Source organism: Streptomyces carminius (genome assembly GCF_002794255.1).
In the GTDB taxonomy this organism is placed as follows: domain Bacteria; phylum Actinomycetota; class Actinomycetes; order Streptomycetales; family Streptomycetaceae; genus Streptomyces; species Streptomyces carminius.
In genome coordinates, this window is the sequence record NZ_PGGW01000060.1 from 278,690 (window position 1) to 301,774 (window position 23,085).

General features: G+C 74.9%; 19 protein-coding genes. 12 read left to right on the forward strand and 7 right to left on the reverse strand.

The window, feature by feature from the left end:
• Nucleotides 1–351 precede the first annotated feature (351 nt).
• On the forward strand, nucleotides 352–1,119 hold the full coding sequence (locus CUT44_RS20075; RefSeq protein ID WP_100203280.1) for a hypothetical protein: 768 nt from the start codon (nucleotides 352–354) through the stop codon (nucleotides 1,117–1,119).
• Nucleotides 1,120–1,297: 178 nt separating this feature from the next.
• Nucleotides 1,298–1,717: a DUF6924 domain-containing protein gene (locus CUT44_RS20080; RefSeq protein ID WP_146252267.1), complete on the forward strand. Its 420-nt coding sequence runs from the start codon at nucleotides 1,298–1,300 to the stop codon at nucleotides 1,715–1,717.
• 46 nt (nucleotides 1,718–1,763) lie between these two features.
• On the opposite strand, the gene CUT44_RS20085 is transcribed toward CUT44_RS20080, so the two are convergent.
• Nucleotides 1,764–3,557 (reverse strand): SWIM zinc finger family protein, encoded by a 1,794-nt coding sequence (locus tag CUT44_RS20085; RefSeq protein WP_107488057.1) that lies wholly within the window; start codon nucleotides 3,555–3,557, stop codon nucleotides 1,764–1,766.
• 427 nt (nucleotides 3,558–3,984) lie between these two features.
• Between CUT44_RS20085 and CUT44_RS20090 the strand changes: the two genes are divergently transcribed.
• From CUT44_RS20090 to CUT44_RS20120, 7 genes are all read left to right on the forward strand, one after another.
• Nucleotides 3,985–4,419 (forward strand): SH3 domain-containing protein, encoded by a 435-nt coding sequence (locus CUT44_RS20090; RefSeq protein WP_100203282.1) that lies wholly within the window; start codon nucleotides 3,985–3,987, stop codon nucleotides 4,417–4,419.
• Nucleotides 4,420–4,655: 236 nt separating this feature from the next.
• On the forward strand, nucleotides 4,656–5,627 hold the full coding sequence (locus CUT44_RS20095; RefSeq protein ID WP_100203283.1) for an AurF N-oxygenase family protein: 972 nt from the start codon (nucleotides 4,656–4,658) through the stop codon (nucleotides 5,625–5,627).
• Nucleotides 5,628–5,702: 75 nt separating this feature from the next.
• Entirely contained in the window at nucleotides 5,703–6,416 is a 714-nt protein-coding gene (locus tag CUT44_RS20100) for a TetR/AcrR family transcriptional regulator (protein ID WP_100203284.1), read from the forward strand.
• 10 nt (nucleotides 6,417–6,426) lie between these two features.
• Nucleotides 6,427–6,747 carry a hypothetical protein gene (locus CUT44_RS20105; RefSeq protein WP_100203285.1) on the forward strand — a complete coding sequence of 107 codons (321 nt, stop codon included), beginning with the start codon at nucleotides 6,427–6,429 and terminating at the stop codon, nucleotides 6,745–6,747.
• A 139-nt stretch (nucleotides 6,748–6,886) separates the two neighbouring features.
• Complete coding sequence (locus CUT44_RS20110; RefSeq protein ID WP_146252268.1) at nucleotides 6,887–7,753, forward strand: protein kinase family protein; 867 nt, start codon at nucleotides 6,887–6,889, stop codon at nucleotides 7,751–7,753.
• 237 nt (nucleotides 7,754–7,990) lie between these two features.
• Nucleotides 7,991–9,265, forward strand: coding sequence for a glycoside hydrolase family 64 protein (locus CUT44_RS20115; RefSeq protein WP_158239638.1), 1,275 nt, complete (start codon nucleotides 7,991–7,993; stop codon nucleotides 9,263–9,265).
• A gap of 138 nt (nucleotides 9,266–9,403) precedes the next feature.
• Nucleotides 9,404–10,123 (forward strand): coiled-coil domain-containing protein, encoded by a 720-nt coding sequence (locus CUT44_RS20120; RefSeq protein ID WP_100203288.1) that lies wholly within the window; start codon nucleotides 9,404–9,406, stop codon nucleotides 10,121–10,123.
• Nucleotides 10,124–10,396: 273 nt separating this feature from the next.
• On the opposite strand, the gene CUT44_RS20125 is transcribed toward CUT44_RS20120, so the two are convergent.
• The 5 genes from CUT44_RS20125 to CUT44_RS20145 all read right to left on the reverse strand — a co-directional run bounded on the left by CUT44_RS20125 (nucleotide 10,397) and on the right by CUT44_RS20145 (nucleotide 16,335).
• The gene (locus tag CUT44_RS20125; protein WP_100203289.1) at nucleotides 10,397–11,659 is read right to left on the reverse strand and encodes a styrene monooxygenase/indole monooxygenase family protein; all 1,263 of its coding nucleotides are present in this window, start codon (nucleotides 11,657–11,659) and stop codon (nucleotides 10,397–10,399) included.
• 120 nt (nucleotides 11,660–11,779) lie between these two features.
• Nucleotides 11,780–12,397 carry a GTP-binding protein gene (locus tag CUT44_RS20130; RefSeq protein WP_100203290.1) on the reverse strand — a complete coding sequence of 206 codons (618 nt, stop codon included), beginning with the start codon at nucleotides 12,395–12,397 and terminating at the stop codon, nucleotides 11,780–11,782.
• An 88-nt stretch (nucleotides 12,398–12,485) separates the two neighbouring features.
• Nucleotides 12,486–12,878 carry a DUF742 domain-containing protein gene (locus CUT44_RS20135; protein WP_100203291.1) on the reverse strand — a complete coding sequence of 131 codons (393 nt, stop codon included), beginning with the start codon at nucleotides 12,876–12,878 and terminating at the stop codon, nucleotides 12,486–12,488.
• Entirely contained in the window at nucleotides 12,875–13,477 is a 603-nt protein-coding gene (locus CUT44_RS20140; protein WP_199185773.1) for a roadblock/LC7 domain-containing protein, read from the reverse strand. The genes CUT44_RS20135 and CUT44_RS20140 overlap by 4 nt, the downstream gene beginning before the upstream one ends.
• Nucleotides 13,474–16,335 (reverse strand): sensor histidine kinase, encoded by a 2,862-nt coding sequence (locus CUT44_RS20145; RefSeq protein ID WP_233221511.1) that lies wholly within the window; start codon nucleotides 16,333–16,335, stop codon nucleotides 13,474–13,476. The genes CUT44_RS20140 and CUT44_RS20145 overlap by 4 nt, the downstream gene beginning before the upstream one ends.
• 491 nt (nucleotides 16,336–16,826) lie before the next feature.
• Here CUT44_RS20145 and CUT44_RS20150 point away from each other — a divergent pair, with 491 nt between their 5' ends.
• Nucleotides 16,827–17,624 carry a protein phosphatase 2C domain-containing protein gene (locus tag CUT44_RS20150; RefSeq protein ID WP_100203292.1) on the forward strand — a complete coding sequence of 266 codons (798 nt, stop codon included), beginning with the start codon at nucleotides 16,827–16,829 and terminating at the stop codon, nucleotides 17,622–17,624.
• 473 nt (nucleotides 17,625–18,097) lie between these two features.
• Here the strand turns inward: CUT44_RS20150 and lon are convergent, their stop codons facing one another.
• The gene (lon, locus tag CUT44_RS20155; protein ID WP_100203293.1) at nucleotides 18,098–20,620 is read right to left on the reverse strand and encodes an endopeptidase La; all 2,523 of its coding nucleotides are present in this window, start codon (nucleotides 20,618–20,620) and stop codon (nucleotides 18,098–18,100) included.
• A 455-nt stretch (nucleotides 20,621–21,075) separates the two neighbouring features.
• On the opposite strand from lon, the gene CUT44_RS20160 reads away from it, so the two are divergent.
• Nucleotides 21,076–21,837, forward strand: a complete 762-nt coding sequence (locus CUT44_RS20160) for a response regulator transcription factor (RefSeq protein WP_100203294.1) — start codon at nucleotides 21,076–21,078, stop codon at nucleotides 21,835–21,837.
• On the forward strand, nucleotides 21,834–22,970 hold the full coding sequence (locus CUT44_RS20165) for a sensor histidine kinase (RefSeq protein WP_100203295.1): 1,137 nt from the start codon (nucleotides 21,834–21,836) through the stop codon (nucleotides 22,968–22,970). The genes CUT44_RS20160 and CUT44_RS20165 overlap by 4 nt, the downstream gene beginning before the upstream one ends.
• The last annotated feature ends 115 nt before the right edge of the window (nucleotides 22,971–23,085 follow it).

The window sequence follows — 23,085 nt, forward strand, 5'->3', positions numbered from 1 at the left end:
TGAGGGCGGCCCGTCCACGACGGCCCGGCTGTCCGGGGACGCCTCACCCGGGTTCGGCCACGGGGAACCGATGCGGCCGGGCAGTCGGCATCCCCGGCCCCGGCGCCTCGTGGGCCGGGGCCGGGGCCGGGGCCGGGGCCGGGCTGGATGGTTTTCCGGAACCGCTGGTTGCCCCGACTCGGCTTTGTCGAGGGGATGTTGCTCTGTCCGGGGGCGGTAACAGCGGGGTCCTGGGTCGAGGATTTCCCTGGCCCCGGGCCGTCCGCGGGGCGCATGGTGATCGCACAGCCGCTCCCCACCGGGACACGGCGCTCCGCACCCCCGGTCCCCTCTGCGCAAAGGACTCTTCCCATGTTCTCCAGCCGCCGCGCCAAGTCCTTCCTCGTCGCCGCCGCGTTCCTCACGGGCACCGGACTGCTGACCGCCTGCCAGGGCGAGGACACGGCGGGCGCGGGCCCCTCCGCGAGCACCGGCACCAGCACGGCGGCCCCGGCGCAGGGCAGGGCGGAGTCCACGGGCGTCAGCGGCACCTTCGCCGGCGGGGTGGTGGAGTACCTCGCCCCGGGCAAGTACCTCGTGAGCACCGGGGACGAGGACCAGCAGTTCTGGGTGTCGCGGGACACCAGGATCCACGGTGCCGGCACCCTCTGCGGCGAGGCCGCCGCGAGCGGCACCGAGTGCACGCTCGATGAGCTGGAGAAGGTCCTCGAAGAGGGCTCCGTCCCCGCGGACGTCGTCATGAAGGACGGCATCGCGACCACGATCACCGAGCGGCAGGCGCCGGACGAGGGCGCTCCCGTCGCTCCCGTCGAGGACCCCGAGCCGGTCACCGAGGGGATCGGCAAGGGCAAGGGCGTCAACGGCACCTGGTTCGGCAACGTCACCCACCTCGCGCCCGGCAAGTACGTCGTCACCGGTCCCGGCGGCGAGGCCCAGCAGTTCTTCGTCTCCGAGGACACCAGGATCTGGGGCTCCGGCGACATCTGCGGCGACGAGAACGCGCAGGCCGTCACCGCCTGCACCGAGGCGCGGCTCGAAGCCGCCGCCAAGGGCTCGGGCGTCTCCGCGGAGGTCGTGATCGCCAACGGCATCGCCACCACCGTCACCGACGACCGCTGAGCCCCGGCGCCGCCGCGGTTCTCTGCTGAGCGCGGCTCTGCACTTCCGTACGCGGGGAAGGGCAGTGTGCGTGCGCTCGCGTACCTGTACGCCGGTCGAGTCGTGAGTTCGCGGAAACCTCTCTGTAGCGTCAAGAACAGTCAGGAGGCGAAGCGAAGCGGACAGAAAGGGGCTTTAAGTGAAACCACTGCCCCGAAGCGAGCGCCCGTTGGTCGTACGGACGGACTTCTCCAGCGAGAAACGCTGGAATCTCCTCCAGCAGGTGCTGGAGCCGGACGAGCGGCACTCGTTCACGTCCTACGTGGAGTTCGTCGACGACCCCGCGTACCGGGACGTGGCACCGGAGCGCTTCCTGGAGCTGGTGTCGGCGGACGGCCCGGGTGCCGGCTTCCTGTTCGTCGCGGACCGGATCGCCCTGCTGGACGACGAGTTCCCCCTCGTCGTCCTGGGCCTGAGCCGGTACAAGGAACGCGGCACGACCTTCCGCACCTGCGCCTTCGAGGTCGACGCGGTCAGCGGGAACCTGTCCGTCTGCCACATGGGCTTCGACGAGTTCGCCGAGGCCGTGGACCCGGACGGCGTCTTCCGCGGCTTCTGACGAACGGGCGGGGCGCGCGGCGCCGCCCGGATCGCGGGCGGCCGGGTCACAGACCGGCCTCGTCCAGCATCCGCATCAGCTTCCGCTTGCGCCGCTGCCCGGCGCGGAGTCCGGCGAACTGCCCGGCGAACTCCTCCTCCGTGCCCAGCGCCCGGTGGCAGGCGCGGGCCGACAGCAGCAGCTCCGTCATCCGCCCGTACACCGCGTCGCCGGTCCGCCCCACCAGCGGGGCGAGGGCGCGGCGGTAGACGGCGAGGGCGTCGGCGGGGCGGCGGTCGCGGACGGCGTCGGCGGCGCGTACCCACTGGTCCGCGCTCGCCCCGCAGCCGGGGGCGGCGGCGAGGGCGGCGTCGGCGTCCCCGTCGTCCAGCAGGGCGTCGACCAGGGCGGGGGTGCCCGCCAGCAGGGCGCGGGCGGCGTCCCGTTCCTCCTGCCCCCAGCGCCCGGCCTCGCGGGCGGCGTCCCGCAGCCGGCGGTAGGCGCCGGGGCTGCGCCAGGAGCGGAGGTGTTCGCGCAGGACACGGAGTACGTCCGCGTGGCGGCCCGCGTCCCGGTGGCGGCGGACCAGGTACTCCACCAGGGGAGGCGAGGCGGGGTACGGCTCCCCGGTCTGCTCACCGGCCCTGTCCACGGCCCCGTTCACGACCCCGTCGGCACCGTCCACGGCGCGTTCGGCCAGTCCGCGTTCGGCCCAGGCCAAGGCGTCGTCGTGGCGTCCGGCCGCGTCCAGCTCCTCGGCTACCAGCAGGTGTGTGTGGCCGTCGGGGGCCAGGTCGGCGGCGAGTTCCCCGATCAGCGCGTCCACGCTGCCCTCGGCCCGCAGGAGCTGTTCCAGCAGGTCCTTCTCCGCCCAGCCGGAGGGGTTGCCGCGCCGGGCGGTGCGGGCCCGGCGGACCAGGGCGGTCCAGCCGTCCGGGCCGAGGACGTCGCGGTAGTCGGCGGGGTCGAGGTACGGCAGGTGGCCGGTGTCGCCGAGCCGGTGGGTGACGAGCCAGTCGGCGAGGTCATCGGGGTCGGGGCGGGCGGCGCGGCAGGCCGCCAGATGGGCCTCGGCCAGGGCGTCGGCGACCCCGGTGAGCTCCCCGTCGGAGTCGTCGACCCGTTCGGCGGCCTCGCCGAGCACCGTGATCGCCTCCCGGGCCAGGGTGGCGGCCTCCCCGGCGAGAGGGGTGTCGGCCAGGGCGCACAGGGCGCGGGCTGCCTCGGCGGCCCGGGCGGCGTATCCGGCGGCGTCGCGCCGGTCCACGAACCCGTACTGCTCGAAGGGGCGGGTGTCCAGCAGTCGCAGGACGTGCGTGCGGACGGCGGCCGGGTCGGTGCGGCCCGGTCCGGGTCCGCGGTCCTCCCGGGTGGCCCCCTCCAGAGCGGCCCGCAGCTCCAGACGGCGCTCGAACTCCGGGTCGGCGGCGAGCTGTTCGCGGACCAGGTCCAGCAGCCGGGCACGGTCGAGGGAGTCCAGCCAGGTCTCCAGTGCGCGGGCCCGGTCCGCGGTGCGGGCGCGCAGTGCGGCGAGGTCCTCGCCGCACTCCAGGAGCAGCAGGCCGACGGCCACGCAGTGCTTGCAGAAGAAGCCGTCCTGGCCGTGGGGGCAGTCGCAGCGGCCGTCGAGGCCGGAGCGGGCCGGGCGCAGGGTGACCCGGTAGGGGGTGGTGCCGTGGACCGTGGCGGTGACCGTGCGGCGGTGGACGGCGAGGCCGTCCACGGCGTCGAGGTAGCCCCGGCCGCGTTCGAAGGAGCGGGGACCTGCGAGTTCGTACAGGTCCTCCGCGGTGAAGCCGGGGGCGGCGGAGGTACGGGTGGCTCGGTCGGCGTCGGGTGCGGGTGCGGGGCGGCGTGCCATCGTTCTGCGCGGTCTCCTGTGCGGCGGTCTCGTCGTCCTGTCGGGTCTCCCCGGCACCGCGGCGCGGCGCGCCCGGGATCCGGTCCGGGCCGGTACAGCGTTCCACGGGGTGTGGCCGCGGGGCACGCGCGGGCGGTACGGGGCCGCCGGGCCGGGCCCGGGTCGGGGCGCCGGGCGGCCGTACGGGCGGGGATCTCGCCCGACCGGGGGATTCACGCTTGCGGGCCGTTCCCCGGCCGTATGGGTCCCTCACCTGCGGGTTTCCCCGATCATCACCTTCTGTGACGAATTGCGTACAGGTATGTCCCGATTTAACGTGAATCGTGCACGGCAGTGATCGGTCCGCCACGGATCGTGACCTCTTCATGCGCCTTTTCCCGGGCCCGGCCCGCCGCCGGGCCGCACCCTCCCAGGAGGTTTCTCCACGATGATCAAGTCCAAGCTCAGCAAGCTCACCCTCTGCGCCGTCGGTGGCGCCGTCGCACTCGCCACCGCCGCGGGCCCGGCTCTCGCCGAGCCGACCCCGGCCGAGGAGCTCAGCCGGCCGAGCGTCGAGGCCCCCATGCAGATGGCGGAGGAGGCTGCTCCCAGCACCCTCACGGCCGCCAGCTCGTACAAGGGCCGCGTCATCGCCCGGAGCGGCCTGAACGTCCGCAGCAAGCCGAACACCCACAGCAAGGTCATCGGTTCGCTGCCGTACGGCAAGGTCATCCACATCGACTGCAAGGTCAACAGCCAGAACATCGACGGCAACCCGCGGTGGTACAAGCTGGACCGCAAGCACCACCACCACGACGGCTGGGTCTCGGCCCGCTACGTGGTGAACATCGGTGCGGCCCCGCACTACTGCCACCACCGCTGACGCCTCCCCGGCGTTGAACGCCCCGCCCCCGGTGCCGCCACGGCGCCGGGGGCGGGGCGTCCGGCGTCCGGCGCCGCCCGCTCCCCGCCGTCCGGGCGACGGGGAACGGACGGCACTGGTTACCCGCGGGTCAACAAAGGGCTTCCAGGGGATTGACGGGCTTGCTGACGAGTAGTCTCATAAGAGGCGATGCCGGTGTGACCGTCAGTAACTCCTGTCTGTGAGGTGGCCGTGCCATGACGACCGCGACCGACGCCGAAGGCACCGGAAGGACCGGAAGGGCCGGAAGGCCCGGGTCCGGGGAGCTCCGGGACGCCCTCGGCCCGCTCAAGGACCGCGAGAGGACGGCCGAGCGCCTGCTCGCCGCGTCCGCCCGGCACTCCTTCGACCCCGACGAGGAGCTGGACTGGGACGCGCCCTTCGAGGAGGGCAGGTGGTTCTGGCCGCCGGAGCTGGTCTCGTTGTACGACACCCCGCTGTGGCGGCGGATGTCCGAGGAGCAGCGCATGGACCTGGCCCGCCACGAGGCGGCCTCCCTCGCCTCGCTGGGCATCTGGTTCGAGGTCATCCTGATGCAGCTGCTGGTGCGGCACATCTACGACAAGCCGCTGACCAGCTCGCACGTGCGCTACGCCCTCACCGAGATCGAGGACGAGTGCCGCCACTCCAAGATGTTCGCCCGCTTCATCCAGAAGGCGGGCGTCCGGGCGTACCCGGTCAGGCCGCTCCACCACAACCTGGGACGGCTGCTCAAGACCGTTTCCACCACTCCGGGTTCGTTCACCGCGACGCTGCTGGGCGAGGAGATCCTCGACTGGATGCAGCGGCTGACCTTCCCCGACGAGCGGATCCAGCCGCTGGTGCGCGGGGTGACCCGCATCCACGTCGTCGAGGAGGCGCGGCACGTGCGCTACGCCCGGGAGGAACTGCGCCGCCAGATGGTGGACTGCCCGCGCTGGGAGGCGGAGCTGACCCGGATCAGCTCCGGCGAGGCGGCCCGGGTGATGTCGGTCTCCTTCGTCAACCCGCGGGTCTACACGGACGTCGGGCTCGACCGGCGCGAGGCCCTCGCCCAGGTGCGGGCCAGCGGGCACCGCCGCGAGGTGATGCAGGCGGGCGCGAAGCGGCTGACGGACTTCCTGGACGAGATCGGCGTGCTGCGCGGGGTCGGCCGGCGGCTGTGGAAGAGTTCGGGGCTGCTGGCGTAGCGGGCCCGGTGGCGTGACGGGCGCCGCCGCGTGCGGGCCCCGCCGCGCGCGGGGCGGCGGCGGTACGCTGCCCGTATGACCGCCCCGGCATACCGCAGGCTCAGCGTGGAGGAACGGCGCGGGCAGCTCATCGACACCGCGCTCGCCCTCTTCGCGCACCGCCCGCCCGAGGAGGTCTCCCTGGACGAGGTGGCCGCCGCCGCGGGCGTCTCCCGGCCGCTGGTCTACCGCTACTTCCCCGGCGGCAAGCCGCAGCTCTACGAGGAGGCGCTGGGCAGCGCGGCCGACGAACTGCGGGAGTGCTTCGCCGAGCCGCAGTCCGGCCCGCTCACCCACCGGTTGTCGCGGGCGCTGGACCGCTACCTGGCCTTCGTCGACGGGCACGACGCGGGGTTCGCCGCGCTGCTGAGGGGCGGCAGCGCCGCCGAGACCGCCCGGACGGACGCGATCGTGGACGGGGTGCGGCGGGCCGCGGCCGAGCAGATCCTGCTGCACATGCGGGTGCCCGAACCGGGCCCGCGGCTGCGGATGATGGTGCGCACCTGGCTGGCCGGGGTGGAGGCCGCCTCGCTGATCTGGCTGGACGAGGGCAAGCAGCCGCCGCTGGACGAGCTGCGCGACTGGCTGGTGGACCACTTCGTCGCCCTGCTGGCCGCCACCGCCGCCCACGACCCGCAGACGGCCGGGATCACCCGCGCCGCGCTGGCGGCGGAACGGTCCGACGGTGCGGTGGGGCGGCTGGCGCGGCGCGTCGTGCCGGTGGTCGAGGACTCCCTGCACCTGCTGTGAGACTGGGGCGGTGAGAAGCGAGGAGACGCTGTTCGTCGGCGGGCCGATGGACGGGCGGACACTGCCGGTGCTGCTGGGCCCCACCGGACGGCCGCCCAGGCACTACGAGATCCCCGTGCCGGATCCGGCGGGCGGCGCCCCGGCCGTGTACGTCTACCGGCTGGAGGCGGTCACCGGGCGCGGGCCGCTGGCGGCGCTGCCGCGCGGCTGGCGGTACGTGTACGAGCCGGAGGGGCGGCCCCGGGGCGGGCCGAGATGGCCGTGGCGGAAGCCCGGCGGGCGGGACGGGGGACGGAGCGGGCCGGGCGGCAACCGACCGGGCGGCGGATGACCGGGCACACTTCCGGCACCCGGCACCGGCATCCGGCACCCGGCCGGCAGGCGGCGGATGACGCGCTTTTTGCGAAGAGTTCCGGCAGGAACGGCACATTCGGCGCCGGAACCGTGCCGTTGGGCCTACCCTGCGGCCCGTGAGCACAGGGATGCCGCGCCCCCACACCGGCGCACCCCGGCAGCTCGGCCCCTACCGGCTGTACGGGGTGCTGGGCCGGGGCGAACTGGGCCCGGTCTACCTCGGCCGGGGCGGCGCACGGCGCGGCGGGCGCGGGCGGACCGCCGCCGTACGGGCGCTCTCCCCCGTCCTGCTGCGCGACCGGCAGGTCCGGGCCCGGCTGCGGAACGTCCTGGGGACCGTCCGGTCCCGGGTGACCGGCCCGTACGTGGCGCCGCCGCTGGACTGCGAGCTGGACGGCGAACAGCCGTGGGTGGCGACCGAGTTCGTGCCCGGGTCGGCCCTGGGCCGGCTGCTCGACCTGCACGGCCCGCCGCCGGAGGCGGTCGTACGGGCGCTCGGCGCGGCCCTGGCGCACGGGCTGGCCGGGCTGCACGCCGCCGGGGTCGTCCACGGCGCGCTGCGGCCGGGGGCGGTGCTGGTCGCCGCGGACCGGCCCCGACTGGTGGACTGCGCGCTCCTGCTGGACTCCGCCGCCACCGACGACGGGGACGCGCCGCGGCCCGCCGACGACGTCTTTGGCCTCGGCGCGCTCCTCACCCGGGTCGCGGGCGGGCCGCAGGCGCTCACGGGGGCGCGGCCGGAGGCCGGGTGGACGGCCGTGGCGGCGGGCATTCCCGAGGGGCTGCTGCCGGTGCTGCTCGCCTGTCTGCACCGGCGGCCCGAGGCACGTCCGCCGGCGAGCGAGCTGACGTCCTGGCTGGACCCGCGGGGCACCGCCCGGCGCCCGGCGGAGGAGTGGCTGCCGCAGACCTGGCTGCACACGGTCGACTCCTGCGCGGAGCACGCCCGCGAACTGGGCGGGCGGCGGCTGTTCAGGCGCTGAACCGGCCCTTGCCGCCGGGGGCCGTACCTGTGGCAATGCTTTCGGGAGTTGTAAGCGAACCTTAAATGAGAGCGCTCTCAGTCAAAAGTCTTGACCTTTGCGGGACCCGTTCACCACAGTGGCGGAATACCGGTCCAGTTCCCGCCCCACGCGGACGGCGACCGGCCACCGGGGCTGCCTTGTCGTGCCCCTGCCATGCCAGTTCACACCTACCACGTCCCTCAGGAGCTCCCCACCGTGGTATCCCGCAGAAGGTTTCTCGGCCTGTCCGCAGCGGCCGTCTCCGCCCCCGTCATCGGCTACGCCGCCACCTCCCGCGGCTTCGCGTCCGGCGGCGCGAGCCCCTCGGCCGCGGCGACCCCGACCGTGCGGTTCGTCAACTCCACCGGTCAGTCCGACACGTTCGCCTACGTCCACGCCAACATGCCCGGCGGCGGACAGGGCTTCCTCAACCCCTCCACCGGACGGCTGGACCCGATCCCGAACCCGTCCGACACCATGCACGACCTGAGCGGCTTCATCGCCGAACGCCGGATCCCGTTCGGCCAGGAGATCCCGCTCAACGACCACCTCAGCGGCGGGCGGATCTACTTCTCGCTCGGCGAGAGCGTGTCCTTCTTCGCCAACCCCAACGCGGGTGGCGCGGCGGGCGCCGTGGTCCAGCCGTCCGCGGCCAACCCCGATGACGCCTCGTACAACATCTCGTGGGACTACTGCGAGTTCACCTACATCCCCGAGGGGATCTGGGGGAACATCACCTGCGTGGACGGCGTCGGCCTGCCCATCGCCCTGACCCTTACCCCCGGCAGCGCCGCGGAGCAGCACGTCGGCGGCATCCCGGAGGGCGGCACCGCCGCCATGGCCGAGCGGCTGAAGCAGGCCGGCGGCGACTGGGGCAAGTGCGCCCTGTACGACGGGGACCGGCTGGTGCGGGTCTCCAGCCCGGCCAAGCTCCCCGGCCTGGGCACCGAGGTGTTCGCCGGCCACTACGGCGAGTACGTCGACCAGGTGTGGCAGAAGTACCGCGCGGGCGGTGGCGAGGACCTGCGGATCGCCCTCGGCGACGTCTGGCCGGACACCACGGTCGTCGGCCGCACCCAGGGCGACAAGCTGGTCTTCGAGGGGATCACGGACGGCTCCCCGAACACCTTCGACAAGCCGGGCACCGGCCCCGCCCCCGCCGAGGCCGACATCTTCGGCTGCGACGGCACCCTGCACGGCATCAACGCCACCCAGCAGGGCCGGATCGCCGCGGTGCTGGGTGCCGCGTTCTGCCGGACCACCCTGCTGAGCAACCCCTCCCAGCCCGACGCGACCTCCGCGGACTTCTACACCAACGCCCCGGTGTACGAGTACGCGCGGCTGGTGCACGAGATGGCGGCCGACGGGCGCGCCTACGCCTTCCCGTACGACGACGTGACCCCCACCCGGGAGAGCGACAAGGCGGGCGCGGTGCACACCGGAGGGGGCGGCGACTGGTCGCTGACCGTGACGGTCAAGCGGCCCGCCTGACCGCCGCGCGGACCGCCGGACCCGAGGCGCCCCCCGGACGGCGGTCCGCGACGAGCGGGCGGCGGCCCCGCGTGCCACGATCACCGAGTAGCCACGGACGGTGTGGTGTCGTGACTCGTGCGCTGCGGAGGTGATCCGGTGTCACACCTGCGGGGCCGCCCGGCCCGAGCGGCGGCGGTCGCGGTCCTGACGGCCGCGGCCGCCGTCGTCCTGTCCCCGGCGACGGACGCGCGCGGCGAGTCCGTCGCCGATCTGCTGCTCCGGCTGCGGGAGGCGTACCGGCAGGCCGAGACCGCCGGCACGGCCCACCGCGCCGCCGTGCGGGAACTGGCCGGGCAGCGCGCCGAGACCGTCCGGCTCCAGCGCCGGCTGGCCGACACCCGGGTGGAACTGGACGCGGCGCGCGACACGGCCGGACTGGTCGCCCGCCGCCAGTACCAGGGCGCCGGTACGTTCCCGCCCGCGCTGCGGCTGCTGCTCGGCCGCGATCCGGCCGAGGTGCGGGCGGTGTTCGAGCACGGGCGGCTGCTGGAGCGGATGGCCGCGCGCCAGAGGACCGCGGCCGGACGGCTGGACTCCGCCGAGGGGGAGCTGGACCGGCGGGCGACCCTGGCCCGCCGCGCCCTGGACCGGGAGCGGATGCTCGCCGGCCGGGAGGAGCGGCGGCGGGACGCCGCCGAGCGGCGGCTGGCGGAGGTCCAGCGGCTGCTGGCCGGCCTCGGCGACGAGGAACTGGCCGCGCTGCGGCGGTCCCAGGAACAGGCGGAGCAGGCGCGGGCCGGGCAGGCGCGGGCCGGGCAGGCGCGGGCCGGGCAGGCGCAGGCGGAGCAGGCGCGGCCGTACCCGGGCGGCGGATGAGGCCGGTGCGGCGGACGGCCCCGGACCGCCGCCGCAGGGCTGCCCGCCACCCGCCGCGCGGGAAAAACAGCCGGCCGCGGGTCGCGCGGGTACGACGGACGCCGCGACAGCCCCGAGGCCGCGCCCCTGACCCGCAGGAGCGGCGGCGACGCGCCGCGGCAACCGCGGAAGCGGGCACCGCCGTACCCGGGCGGCGGATGAGACGGGTGCGGCCCGCCCGGACACGGCGAGTGGGCCGGGACCGGCGGGACCGGCGGTCCCGGCCCGCCAGGATCAGGCCGAGGGCTCGGCGGCCGGTTCGGCGGCGGCCAGCTCCGCCAGGCAGGCCCGGGCCTTCTCCGGGTCGAAGAACCAGTTCTCCAGGTCGGACGGGTCGCTGAAGGCGTTGGCGAAGCGGTCGGCCAGCGCCTGGTACTGCCCGCAGGCGCCGATCAGCTCCAGGACGTGCGCCGGCGGCGGCACCAGCAGCGCGTTCGACCACTTGGTGATGTGCCGGGCCGCCGTCTCCCAGTAGCGGTCGAAGGTGGCCTGCATCCACTCCGCGTCGAACGGCTTCTCGCCCCGTTCCAGGATCGAGTCCAGGTAGACCGCGGCGCACTTGGCGGCGGCGTTGGAGCCCTGCCCGGTGATCGGGTCGTTGGCCACCACCACGTCGGCCACGCCCAGCACCGCGCCGCCCGAGGGCAGCCTGCCGACCGGCTTGCGGACGGTCGGGGCGTAGCGGCCGGCCAGGGTGGCGTTGGCGTCGGTCAGCTCCACCCTGGTGGCCCGCGCGTACTCCCAGGGGGTGAAGCGCTCCATCAGCTCCAGGGTGAGGGACAGGTGCTCGGCCGGGTCGCGCACGCCCTGGAAGACGTCCAGCGGACCGCCGGGAACGCCCTCCCAGAACATGATGTCGCAGGCGCCGGAGAGGGTGTAGCCGGGGATCATGAACAGCTCGCCGACGCCCGGCACCAGGTTGAAGCGCACCGCCAGCATGTCGGGGTGCTCCGGGCGCCGCTCCAGGCCGTGCACGTAGGAGACGGCCAGGGCGCGCTGCGGTTCGTCGTACGGGGAGCGCGCGGCGTCGCGCTCGAACATCGACACCAGCTCGCCCTTGCCCGCCGCGACCAGCACCAGGTCGTAGGTGCGGGCAAGGAAGTCCAGGTCGGAGACGGCCGCGCCGTGGATGACGAGCTGGCCGCCGCGCTGGGCGAAGGTCTCCAGCCAGCCGGCCATCTTCACGCGCTGGTCGATCGACTGCGCGTGGCCGTCCAGACGGCCCAGCCAGTCGACGGGGCGTGAACCGTCGGGACCGGCGACCGAGACGCCCAGGCCCTCGGTGCGCGGACTCTGATTCTCCCAGAAGTTGATCTCCAGGTCGCGCTCGTGCTGGAGCGCCTGGTCGAACATGCACTGGGTGGACATGATCCGGCCGCCGCGGATCTCGTCCGCCGTGCGGTTGGACATCACGGTGACCTCGTAGCCGTGCGACTGGAGGCCGAGCGCGAGCTGGAGGCCGGACTGGCCGGCTCCGACGATGAGTATCTTCCGCATGGCGGATCTCCCCTGGGTGCTGGATACCTGGGTGCGTGCTGGTCTGCTGCGGGGGGTGGCGGTCCGGTGTCCGCCCGGTGCCGCCGCGCGCGGCGGCACCGGGCGGACACCGGGCGTGCGTCAGGCGGGCGTGAGGTTCAGCGCGTGGGCGACGAGCGCCAGCAGCGCGTCCACGACCGTGTCCCGCTTGCGCGCGTCCATCACCAGGACGGGGATGCCGGCCGGGACGGACAGCGCCTCGCGCACGTCCTCGGGCTCGTAGTACGCCGTCCCCTCGAAGTGGTTGACGGCCACGACGTAGGGCAGGTCGCAGCTCTCGAAGTAGTCGAGCGCCGGGAAGCAGTCCTCCAGGCGGCGGGTGTCGGCCATCACGACCGCACCGATCGCGCCGCGCACCAGGTCGTCCCACATGAACCAGAACCGCTTCTGGCCGGGGGTGCCGAACAGGTAGAGCACCAGATCGGCGTCGAGGGTGATGCGGCCGAAGTCCATCGCGACCGTGGTGGTGGTCTTCTCCGGGGTCGCGGCGAGGTCGTCGGTGCCCTCGCTCGCCCGGGTCATCACCGCCTCGGTGGTCAGCGGCTCGATCTCGGAGACCGAGCCGACGAAGGTGGTCTTGCCCACGCCGAAGCCGCCCGCCACCACGATCTTGGTGGCGACGGGGGCGCGGCCGCGCTCCTCCTGCCAGGGCTGGAACCTTTCGGCGCCCGCTGCCGGGCCCGCCGCGGAGCTGTTCATGTCGATGCTTCTGTTCGTGTGTGCGTCGGTACGTGCTTCGGCGGGTCCGGCGGTGCGTGCTCCGGCGGGTGCCCGCGTTCTTCCGGCGTCAGAGTCTGCGGAGGCCACCCAGCACCCTCTCCAGCAGCGCGCGGTCGGGGCGGTCGCTGTCGTATCCGGTGCCGTAGACCCGGATGCGGCCCTGATCGGCGAGGTCGCTGAGCAGGACGCGCACCACGCCCAGCGGCATCCGCAGCCGGGCGGCGATCTCGGCGACCGAGCGCATCCGGCGGCACAGCTCGACGATGGCCAGCATCTCGGGCATCACCCTCTCCCGCAGCCCGCCCGAGACCAGCTCGCGGCGCTCCTCGGGGGCCTCGATGGCGGCGACGAGGGTCTCCACCAGCAGCACGTGGCCGAAGCGGGTGCGTCCCCCGGTCAGGGAGTACGGACGCACCCGCGCGGGTTTGCGTACGGGCAGCGGAAGGATGTGGGAGGTCACTGGTCCAGCTCCATCGACGTGCGCAGTTCGGTGCGGAGTTCGGGGGTGAGGACGTGTCCGGCCCGGCCGACGAAGAGAGCCATGTGGTACGCGACGACGCTCATGTCGCAGTCGGGCTCGGCGTGGACGCCGAGCAGCGAGCCGTCGCTGATCGCCATGACGAACAGGGCGCCCTCGTCCATCGTGACCATGGTCTGCCGGACGGCGCCGGCGTCCGTCAGCTTCGCGGCGCCCTGGGTGAGGGAGGCCAGACCGGAGACGATGGTGGCCAGGTCGGCGCCGGAGGTCCGGGGGCCGCCGCGCCCGCCGCCGTCCGTGCCCCGCACCGGTGGACGCGGCTTGCCGCCGCCGGCGGCGGCCGTTGCATCAGCGGCCTCAGCGGCCTCAGTGCTCTCCGCGGTGGCTCCGACGGCTCCGGCTGCTCCGACGCCCTCGGTGACGTCCGGCCGGGCCGGTTCGGAGGACAGCAGCAGCAGGCCGTCGGAGGAGATCACGGCGACGGACCGTACGCCGGGGACCTCGTCCACGAGATTGGCCAGCAGCCAGCGCAGGTTGCGTGCCTGGGCGCTGAGACCGCGCGCGGTGGTGGGAGCGCTCACTTCCGTGCCTCCTCGACAGTGCCGTCCGTGCCGGCCGCGTCCTTCGTGTCCGCCGCCGCCGGCCGGTCGCCGGTGGCGGGGCGCTCGATCTGTCCGGTCTCCTCGGCGAGCTGGGCCCGCACGTCCCGGTGCCCCTCCCGGGCGCCCTGCTGGAACCCGCCGAGCCGCCGCCGCAGTTCCTCGGCCCTCAGTCCGCCCCGGTGGGAGCGGGCGCCGGTGTCCACCGCCACCTGGCGGGGCGTCCGCTTGGGGAGGCCCTTGTCGGTGACGACGCGTCCGGTCGGCGCGCCCGGGGCACCCGGGGCGTCCTCCGGGCCGGGTTCCGGTGCGGGTTCCGGTGCGGGGGCGGGTGCCTCGTCCACGGCGCGGGCGTGTTCGGCGGGCTCCCCGGCCGCGGCCGGCCCGGACCGGCCGACGGCCTCGCGCGCCGGGTCGGCCGCGGCCGCGTCGGCCTCCTCGACGTCGATGTCGACGGGCCGGGCGGTACCGGTGGCCGCTCCCGCGGGTGCGGCGGGCTCCTCCGGAAGGGTGACCCGGGGAATCTGCATCGTCTCGTCCGCCCCGGAGTCCGCCGCGGGAGCGGTCTCCCCGGGGGCGGCAGTCCCGCCGGCGGCACCGCCGCCGGCGGTGTCCGGTGCCGCCGGCGCCGCCGGCGCCGCCGGCGCGGGCCGTACCCGGGCCGCGCGGGGCGGCAGCGCGTTGCCGTTGGCCTCGGCCTCCGAGCCCGGCAGGGCGGGCACCTGGCCCACGACCGTACCTCTGGCGTCCCTGGCGTGGCCCGGCATCGGACGGTCCGGCAGAAGGGCGCGCGGCAGGACGACGACCGCGGCGACCCCGCCCTGCTTCTGCGCGCGCAACTGCACCCGTATGCCGTGCCGCGCCGCGAGGTGCGCCACCACGTACAGGCCCATGCCCAGCGCGCCGTTCTCCCCCGGAACCGCGGCGGGCTCCCGGGCCGGGGCGTCCGGCCCCCGCGCGCCGCACTCGCCGAGCAGGACGTTCAGCTCGGCCATCCGCTCGGCGGTCATGCCGATGCCCTCGTCCTGGACCGAGAGCATGACCTCGCCGTTCTCCAGCATCCAGCCCGACAGCCGCACCTCGGCGTCGGGGGCCGAGAAGGCGGTGGCGTTGTCCAGGAGTTCGGCCACCAGGTGGCTGATGTCGTCGGCGGCGGGGCCGGAGACCTGGGCGTGCGGGGGCAGTGCGGCCAGTTCCACCCGCTCGTAGCGCTCGATCTCGCTCACGGCGGCGCGCAGCACGTCCAGCAGCGGCACCGGCTCCACCTGGCCGGTGGTGTGCTCGGCCCCCGTCAGCAGCAGCAGGTTCTCGTTGTTGCGCCGCATCCGGGTGGCGAGGTGGTCGAGCCTGAAGAGGGTGGCGAGCCGGTCCGGCTCCTTCTCCTCGTGCTCCAGGCTCTCGATGATGGCGAGCTGCCGCTCCACCAGGCCCAGGGTGCGCAGCGCGAGCTGGGCGGAGGTGCTCCGGGAGCCGCCCGCGGGCCGGTCCGCGGCGGGGGCGGCGGGGGCGCCGGCCGGGCCCGTGGCGGCTGTGGTGGCCGTGGTGCCGGCCGTGTCCGCGGCGGTCGCGGGGTTCGCGGTGCTCGTGGCGGTCGCGGCCTCCGGTGCCCCGGCCGCCGCCTCGGCGCGCACCGCGCGCTCGTGCAGCGCGGCGGCGGTGGCCCGCAGCCGGTTGACGGCACGTACGACCTCGGCGAACTCGTCGTCCCGCCCCTTGTAGGCGACCGGCTCCTGACCCGCCGGGTCGGCGGCCACCCGCTCGCTGCCGCGCCGCAGGACGGCCAGCGGCCGGGTCATCGAACGGGCGGCCTGCACACCGACGCCGAGCGCGAGCAGCAGGCAGACGCCGAGCAGGGCGACGCGCAGTTCCAGCGCGGTGAGGTCGTCGTCCCGCAGCCGCTCCAGCCGCTTGACCTCGCCGACGGCCAGCGACGCCTCCACGCCGCGCATCCGGTCCACCCGGGCGGTCAGCGCAGCCGCCACCCGGTCGGCGTTCAGCGCCCGGTCCCCGTCGCTCAGCCGGGGCCGGTCGGTGAGCCGGGCCAGATAGCGCTCGGCCTGGGTGATGTCGGCACCGGTGACGGTGCTGGCGTAGGTGTCACGGGTGGCGGCGGGCGCCGCCTGGTCGAAGTCGGCGAGAGCGGCCTGCTCGCGCAGCCGGGCCAGCTGGCCCGCCTCGGCCAGCTCCCGCTCGGCTTCCCCTCCGTTCCCGGCGTCGAGCGCGGCCACCAGCAGCCCGCGGGCCCCGGCGGCCTGCTCGACGGCGCGGCCGAGGTCGGGCAGCGCGTCGGCCGCGGCGTTCTCGGCCCGGCCGGGCAGGGCCCGGGCGGTGGCGGCGGTGACGTTGCCCAGCGCCCGGACGAGCTCGGAGTACGACTCGTACACCGCGGCGGCGCCGTCCTCCCCGGACAGGGCCTGCCGGCGGATGTCGGGAAGCTCGTCGAGCAGCCGCCGGAGGTCGGCGGGCGCGTCGGCGCGCAGTTCCCTGATGCGGCTGTCCACCCGGGCGCGCTCCCTCTCGGGGAGCCCCTCGCCGTCCGCACCGTCCGTACCGTCCGCCTCGTCCGTACCCTCCGGGCCGGCCGCGCCGTCCTCGGCGGCGAGGCGGACGGCCTCGGTGCGCTCGTCGGCCAGCGCATGGCTCAGCGAAACCGCCCGCCGGCCCAGTTCGGCCCGGTCCACCAGCCGCTGGGAGTCCGCCAGGTCCCGGGAGGCGGTGGCCACCCCGGGCGCGCCCGCCGCGAGCACCGCGACGGCGCACAGCGTGACGGAGACGAGCAGTCTGTTGCGCACCCGCGCCCGGCGGCCGGACACGGTGACCGTGTCGGCAGGGTGAGTCACCGGAACCGCGGAAGCCGTGGCGCTCTCGTCGTTCTGCCGGCCGCGCCGGAGTCGTTTCTTCCCCACCCGCACTCGCATTCTCGTCCCGCGTCCCGGACTCGCCCGGGACACGACAGCCCACCGTGTGCGGCACGGGACCGTGCTCCTCGTCGTTCCGCCGTCCCGTCCCCCTCCGGCCGCGTCCGCCCGCGGCGGCAGGCCGTTCCGGCGCTGCCGTCGAGGGCGGGAGAGGTCTCCCGTGCCGGACCACTCGGAGGAGTGAACATCACGGAGGAGTTGCGGAACAACTCCGGTCCGTACAACGGTCCGGGCACACGCCGGACGGGGGTTGGAAATGAGGACGCGGTTTTGGCAGGATTCGCCGCTCACGTCGTCACGTGGGCCGCATTCCGGCGGAAGTCCGGCGAAATCCCGGCAGGACGCCGGTGCCCGGCAGCCGCCGGGCACCCCGTGCCACATCCTTCCCCCGTCCCTCCGGCAGACTGACGCGCATGCGGATCGAGATGGCGAGCGAGCCGGGCAGCCCGCGACTCCCCAACGAGGACTACGCGTCAGTAGCCCTACCTGCGGCGGGGCGGGGCGGCGCGCTGGTGGTCCTGGACGGGGTGACCCCTCCGCCGACGGACACCGGCTGCGCGCACGGCGTGCCGTGGTACGTGGCCCGCCTCGGCGGCGCGCTGCTCGAACTGTCCGGTTCACGGCGGGATATGACACTGGCGGAGTGCCTGTCGGCCGCCGTCTCGCGAACCGCCGAAGCGCACGGACCGGCGTGTGACCTTTCTCACCCCCGCACTCCACAGGCAACCGTGGTGCTGGCGCGCTGGGACGAGGAGACCGTCGAGCACCTGGTGCTCTCCGACTCCGCGCTGCTGGTCGAGACCGTGGACGGCACGGTGACCCCCGTGCTCGACACCCGGCTGGACGCCCTGCGGCACACCGCGCGGACGCTGCCCGCGGCGGACCGGGCCGCCTGTCTGGAGAGCCTGCGCAACACCGCGGGCGGCTTCTTCACCGCGGCGGCCGATCCCGCGGTGACCGCCCGCGCGGTCACCGGCAGCACCCCCCGGGACCAGGTGCGGGCCCTCGCCGCGCTCAGCGACGGCGCCACGCGCTGGGCGGAGGTCTTCCGGCTCGGCGACTGGGCCGGGCTGCTGGCGCTGCTCCGCGAGGAGGGGCCGGGGGCGCTGGTCGCCCGGGTCCGCGCCGCCGAGACCGGCGACCGTCACGGCACGGCCTTCCCGCGCGGCAAGACCCACGACGACGCGACGGCGGTACTGGTGGAGTTCTAGCCGGCCGGACCACCCCCGCCCCCGGGGAGAGCGGCGGCACGACGGCCCCGTGAGGCGGCCGACGTACGAACCGCCCACCGCCGGACGGACGGCACCGCGGGGCCGGGTGCCGTTCCTCCGCCTTCCCGGGAGTCCCCGGAGAGCGGTTCGCGAACGGACCTCCCACGCCCGGTGGCGCACCGGCCGCTCCGGTGCCGTCCGCCGGGCGGTTCCGGAGGGAGCAAGGGCACCCTGCCGCACGGCCGCCGGACCGTGCGGGCGGCTCCCACGCGCCGCGCCTCTCACCGGTGCGGTCCGGATCTCGGCGGAAGGTGCGGCTCGTGGCCGTGCGCACCGGCGCCCGGTCCCGCTCCGGAACGGGACAGGGCGGGACGGAGTCCGTACCCGGCCGACGGCGGCTGCCGCGGACAGGTCCCCGTCCCCGCGCCGGGTGGGCGCGGGGACGGGAGCCGGGCCGGGCGGGACCGGTGGGGTCAGGCGGCCACCGGGAGTTCCGCCTCCGCCGGGGTCAGCGCCAGCTCCAGCACCCGGCGCACATCGGAGACCGGCCGCACGTCGAGCTTCCGCAGCACCTCCTGCGGCACGTCGTCCAGATCCGGCTCGTTGCGCCTGGGGATGATCACCGTGGTGATCCCCGCCCGGTGCGCAGCCAGCAGCTTCTGCTTCACCCCGCCGACCGGCAGCACCCGGCCGGTCAGCGAGACCTCGCCGGTCATCGCCACGTCCGGACGGACCTGGCGGCCCGACAGCAGCGAGGCCAGCGCGGTCGTCATGGTGATCCCCGCGCTCGGGCCGTCCTTGGGCACCGCGCCCGCCGGGACGTGCAGATGGACACCGCGTTCCTTCAGGTCGCCGACCGGCAGCTCCAGTTCGGCGCCGCGCGAGCGCAGGTAGGACAGGGCGATGTGCGCGGACTCCTTCATCACGTCGCCCAGTTGCCCGGTCAGGGTCAGTCCGGAACCGCCGGTCTCCGGGTCGGCCAGCGACGCCTCGACGTACAGCACGTCGCCGCCGGTGCCGGTGACCGCCAGTCCGGTGGCCACGCCCGGTACGGCGGTGCGCCGCTCGGCCGGGTCCTGGGCTGACTCCGGTACGTGGTGCGGGCGGCCGACCAGCTCGCGCAGCCCGTCCGCGGCGACGGTGTACGGCAGTTCGCCCTCGCCCAGCTCGTGCCGGGTGGCGACCTTGCGCAGCAGCCGGGCGATGTGCCGTTCCAGGTCGCGTACGCCCGCCTCGCGGGTGTACTCCCCGGCCAGTCTGCGCAGCGCGTCCTCCCCGACCGTCACCTCGCCCTCGGCCAGCCCGGCGCGGTCCAGTTGCCGGGGCAGCAGGTGGTCGCGGGCGATGACGACCTTCTCGTCCTCGGTGTAGCCGTCCAGCCGCACCAGTTCCATGCGGTCCAGCAGCGGCTGCGGTATGGCCTCCAGGACGTTGGCCGTGGCCAGGAAGACCACGTCGGACAGATCGAGCTCGACCTCCAGGTAGTGGTCCCGGAAGGTGTGGTTCTGCGCCGGGTCCAGCACCTCCAGCAGGGCGGCGGCCGGGTCGCCCCGGAAGTCGCTGCCCACCTTGTCGATCTCGTCCAGGAGGATCACCGGGTTCATCGAGCCGGCTTCCTTCACCGCCCGGACGATCCGGCCCGGCAGCGCGCCGACGTAGGTGCGCCGGTGGCCGCGGATCTCCGCCTCGTCGCGGATGCCGCCGAGCGCCACCCGTGCGAACTCGCGGCCCATCGCCTTCGCCACCGAGCGGCCCAGCGAGGTCTTGCCGACACCGGGCGGGCCGACCAGGGCGAGCACCGCGCCGCCCGCCCGGCGTCCGCCCCCGCCCCCGGGCCCGCCGTCCTCCCCGGCCACCGGCGCGAGCCCGCGCTCGGCGCGGCGCCTGCGGACGGCCAGGTACTCGATGATGCGGTCCTTGACCTCGGCCAGGCCGGAGTGGTCGGCGTCCAGGACTGCGCGGGCGCCGGGGATGTCGTAGGCGTCCTCGGTCCGCTCGTTCCACGGCAGTTCCAGGACGGTGTCCAGCCAGGTGCGGATCCAGCCGCTCTCGGGGCTCTGGTCGGAGGTGCGCTCCAGCCGGTCGGCCTCCTTCAGCGCGGCCTCGCGGACCTTCTCGGGGAGGTCGGCCGCCTCCACCCGGGCCCGGTAGTCGTCGCCCTCCTCGCCGGACCCGTCGCCCAGCTCAGCCAGTTCCCTGCGGACGGCCTCCAGTTGGCGGCGGAGCAGGAACTCGCGCTGCTGCTTGTCCACGCCCTCCTGGACGTCCTTGGCGATGGCCTCGGCGACCTCCTGCTCGGCGAGGTGCTCGCGCAGCCAGCCGGTCGTCAGCCTCAGCCGCTCGACGGGGTCGGTGGTCTCCAGCAGCCGCACGCGCTGCGCGGTGGTGAGGAAGGGGCTGTAGCCGGAGTTGTCGGCGAGCTGCCCGGCGTCGTCGATCTGCTGGACGCGGTCGACGACCTGCCACGCGCCGCGCTTGCGCAGCCAGCTGGTCGCCAGGGCCTTGTACTCCCTGACCAGTTCGGCGACCGCTCCGGGGGCGGTGGGAGCGCCGGACTTGGCGGCCCCGGCGGCCTCGGCGGTCTCGGCGGCCTCGGCGACCTCCGTGCCCTCCACCCACAGGGCCGCGCCGGGCCCGGTGGTGCCGGCGCCGATGCGCACCCGGCGCACGGCGCGGATCAGGGCGCCCGGATCGCCGTCGGCCAGCCGGCCCACCTGCTCCACCAGGCCGAGCACGCCGATGCCCGCGTAGCCGCCGTCGACCCGCGGCACCAGCAGTACCCGCGGCTTCGGTGTTCCCCCGGTTCTCCCGTCCTCCGCGGCCGTCCCGGCGGTACCGGTCTCCCCGGGGGCGGACCGGGCGGCGGACTGGGCGGCCTCCACCGCGGCCCGCACCTCGGAGTCCGACAGGTCCAGCGGCACCACCATCCCGGGGAGCACCACCTCGTTGTCGAGCGGCAGCACGGGCAGGGTGAGCTTGGTGGGCGACAGAGCCATGATCTCTCCCTAGGCAGGCAAATTGAGCTTGTACGACTCAATGCCTGTTCAATGTCCGGGCGGTGGGCGGGTGTTCCCCGACCCGTGTTCGCTGTGAGCGATAGGCCTCCACCGCCTCCACCGCGAGCGCCCCGCACGGTGCCGCCGGTGACCGGCAGGACGGGCCCGTACCCTCCCCCCGTGCGAGACCGGACGGACCGGGCCTCGCGGGGGAGACGGGGCCGCCGCGGCGCGGCGGGCCGTTCCGGGCGGCCGCCGGGCCGGACGGGAAGGGGCGGAGGGACCGGAAGGGCAGGAACGGCCGGGCGAACGGGACGGCTGCCCGCCGGCGGCCCCGGCCCGGGCCGGACGGTCACCGGGCAAGCCGCCTCCCTCCGCCCTTCGACCGGCGTAGCGCGCCGCTCACCATTTCTTTACGCTGCTGCAAGGAACCGAGCACCGGGACGCGAGGCGTGATGGACCACAGGAACACGACGCAGACTCACGGCGGCGCCGCCGCGGCCACCCCGGGCGCCCAGCGCCGGGTCCTGGTCGTGGAGGACGATCCGACGATCACCGAGGCGGTCGCCGTCCGGCTGCGCGCCGAGGGTTTCCAGGTCAGAACGGCGGGCGACGGCCCGGCGGCGGTGGAGACGGCCGAGGTGTGGCAGCCCGACCTGCTGGTCCTGGACGTGATGCTGCCGGGTTTCGACGGTCTGGAGGTCTGCCGCCGGGTCCAGGCCCAGCGGCCGTTGCCGGTGCTGATGCTCACCGCCCGGGACGACGAGACCGACATGCTGGTCGGCCTCGGGGTCGGCGCGGACGACTACATGACCAAGCCCTTCTCCATGCGGGAGCTGGTCGCCCGGGTCCACGTACTGCTGCGCCGCGTGGAGCGGGCCACGATCGCCGCCGCCGCGCCGCGCTCGGGCACCCTGCGGCTGGGCGAGCTGGAGATCGACCACGCCCAGCGCCGGGTGCGGGTGGGCGGCAAGGACGTGCACCTCACCCCGACCGAGTTCGACCTGCTGGTCTGCCTGGCCAACTCGCCGCGCGCGGTGCTCTCCCGCGAGCAGCTCCTGGCCGAGGTGTGGGACTGGGCGGACGCCTCGGGCACCCGCACGGTCGACAGCCACATCAAGGCGCTGCGCCGCAAGATCGGCGCGGAGCGGATACGCACGGTGCACGGCGTCGGCTACGCGCTGGAGGCACCCGCGCCCGCCTCCGACTGGGCATGAGACCCGCGGACCGCCGGAACCGGAGCGGTCAGGGCGGCCGGAGCGGTCAGGGCGGCCGGAGCCGCCTGCGGTCCCTGTGGGAGCGCTGCTGGGAGGGCCTGCGCCCGCTGGACCCCAACCGCTCGGTCAAGGCCGCCCTGGGCGCCCTGGTGATCGCCACCGTGGCCATCACCACGCTGCTGACCATCATCGCGCTCCACTCCTCCATAGAGCTGCGGGTGATCGCCCTGCTCGCGGTGATCGCCTCGCTGCTGGTCACCCAGTTCGTGGCGCACGGACTGGCCGCGCCGCTGGACGAGATGACGGACGCCGCCCGCTCCATGGCGCGCGGCGACTACACCCGGCGGGTCCGCGTCGAGCGCCGGGACGAGCTGGGCGAGCTCGCCGACACCTTCAACCGCATGGCCGCCGATCTGGAGGCCGCCGACCGGCACCGCAAGGAGCTGGTCGCCAACGTCTCCCACGAGCTGCGCACCCCCATCGCGGCACTGCGCGCGGTGCTGGAGAACGTGGTGGACGGGGTCTCCGACGCCGACCCGGTGACCATGGACACCGCGCTCAAGCAGACCGAGCGGCTGGGGAGCCTGGTGGAGCACCTGCTGGACCTGTCCCGGCTCGACAACGGCGTGGTGCCGCTGCGCACCCGGCGCTTCACGGTGTGGCCGTACCTGTCGGGGGTGCTCAAGGAGGCCAACATGACCAAGGGCGAGGGGCGTTCCCGCACCGACGTCCATCTGCACCTGGACGTCCAGCCCCCCGAGCTGGCCGCGTACGCCGACACCGAGCGGCTTCACCAGGTGGTCGCCAACCTGATCGACAACGCCGTCAAGCACAGCCCGCCGTACGGCCGGGTGACCGTGCGGGCGCGCTCCGGCCAGGCCCCGACGAGTCTGCGGCTGGAGGTGCTGGACGAGGGGCCGGGCATCCCGGAGGCGGACCGCGAGCGGGTCTTCGAGCGCTTCGGCCGCTCCGCGGCGGCCAAGAGCGGCGACGGCGGCACCGGGCTGGGCCTGGCCATCGCGCGCTGGGCGGTGGACCTGCACGGCGGGCGGATCAGGGTGGCCGAGTCGCCGCGCGGCTGCCGGATCCTCGTCACTCTTCCCGGCAGCACGTCCGACCCGGAGGCGACGTAGGGTTGTCGGTGGGATTGCGGGGAACCGACAGGTGAGGGAGCCGGCCGCCGCGAGCCGACTCCTCGGCACGTTCTTGCCGGATTCGGTCGAACTGAGTGTGTTTCCCGCTGCGGAA